The sequence below is a fragment of the Sphingomonas sp. 66-10 genome (assembly GCF_001897045.1).
Taxonomy (GTDB): domain Bacteria; phylum Pseudomonadota; class Alphaproteobacteria; order Sphingomonadales; family Sphingomonadaceae; genus Sphingomonas; species Sphingomonas lycopersici.
In genome coordinates, this window is record NZ_MKRR01000149.1 from 1,056 (window position 1) to 2,568 (window position 1,513).

The 1,513-nt window shown below is 66.8% G+C and carries 3 protein-coding genes; 2 read left to right on the forward strand and 1 reads right to left on the reverse strand.

Annotation, left to right across the window (positions count from 1 at the left end; all coding sequences use genetic code 11):
• Positions 1-26: 26 nt before the first annotated feature.
• Positions 27-158, forward strand: a complete 132-nt coding sequence (locus tag BGN95_RS22265; RefSeq protein WP_286774104.1) for a DUF2917 domain-containing protein — start codon at positions 27-29, stop codon at positions 156-158.
• Positions 155-1,084 carry a polysaccharide deacetylase family protein gene (locus BGN95_RS22270; RefSeq protein ID WP_286774028.1) on the forward strand — a complete coding sequence of 310 codons (930 nt, stop codon included), beginning with the start codon at positions 155-157 and terminating at the stop codon, positions 1,082-1,084. Before BGN95_RS22265 ends, BGN95_RS22270 begins: the two co-directional genes overlap by 4 nt.
• Before the next feature lie 76 nt (positions 1,085-1,160).
• Here BGN95_RS22270 and BGN95_RS22275 read toward each other — a convergent pair.
• Positions 1,161-1,513, reverse strand: a 353-nt coding sequence (locus BGN95_RS22275; protein ID WP_286774029.1) for a hypothetical protein, incomplete at its 5' end; no start/stop codon positions are given.

Below are 1,513 nucleotides of genomic sequence, written 5' to 3' on the forward strand. Positions count from 1 at the left end.
CGCACCGCATCGGTCCGTTCGAGGCGGTGCTGCGCCACATCGCCGCCGATGGACGCGCGTGGATCACCCGTTCGGGCGATATCGCCGATCATTTCCTCGCGACCGGCTATGACGCCGCGGTCGCCGACGCAGCCCGTTACGCAAAGGCCGACGCATGACGCTCGATCCCGCCTATCTCACCTATCCCAGGCGTCGCGCGGGAATGGATCATGATCTCTATCCCGCCGCACCGATGCCGTCGCGCAAACCGGTCGCCTGGCCGGAGGGCAAGCCCGTCGCGGTGACCCTGCTCGTCAACCTCGAATGGTTTCCGATCACACCCAGCGATCAGCCGTTCCGCGCGCCGGGGCATATGGTGACGCCTTATCCCGATTATCGCCATTATACCGCGCGCGAATATGGCACGCGGGTCGGCTTCTATCGATTGCTCGACGCCTTCGCCAAGGCCGGGGTGAAAGCGACGATCGCGGTCAATTCCGCGATCGCGGAGCGTTATCCCTCGATCATCGCCGACATCCTTGCCGGCGGGCATGAGATCATCGCGCATTCGACCGACATGAACGCAACGATCGCGGGCGGCCTTGCCGAAGCCGAGGAGCGTGCGCTGATCGCCGAAGCGCGCGACCGGCTGGCCGAAGCGATCGGCGCCGCGCCGCGCGGCTGGCAATCGATCGCCCGATCGCAGAGCTTCAACACGCCACGGCTGCTGGTCGAAGCGGGGTTCGACTATATGTGCGACTGGGTGAACGACGATCTGCCCTATCTCGCGACCACCCAAGCCGGGACGATCGTCAGCGTGCCGTTCAACCACGAATTGTCCGACCGGCAGATGATTGCGGTGCAGCAGCAGTCGATGGACAGCGTGGCGCAGCAGATCGACGACGCGCTGGCGTGGCTCAAGACGGAGAGCGCTTATTATCGCGCCGGCCGCGTGCTGCCGTTCACGCTGACGCCCTATATCACCGGCCTGCCCTATCGCATGGACGCGTTCGAGGCATTGCTCGGCCGGCTGGCGGGCGATGATGCGACCTGGTTCGCGACCGCGGGCGAGCTGGTCGACGCGTGGCGCCCGCAGGCGATCTGATCGACAAGGAAACGGCCCGGCCGGAATCGCTTCCGACCGGGCCGCCATTGCCCACCCCCCGGGGGAACAGATTGGTTCAGCTTGCCGCCGCCGCGGGCGGCTGGACGCGCGGATCGAGCATGATGCGCAGCACCCGCGCGAGCAGCGCCTCCATCGCCTCTTGCCGTTCCTGCGCGGCCTCACCGTCGTAACGCACATCGCGCAGCGCCGACACCGGTTCGTCGCGCAACGCGGCGACCATCCGCTCGAGACGATCGATCCGGTCGTTCGACACCGACAATTCGATCAGCAGCGCAAGCGCGATATTGAGAACTTCCTCGGCCTCCGCATTGGCCAGGCTTTGCGGGCGCACGCCGCGCGCGGAGAGGATCAGCGCGGTGAGCGCCTCGGCGCTTGTCGTCGTCACGCCGGCTTCCTCGCGCTGATCGC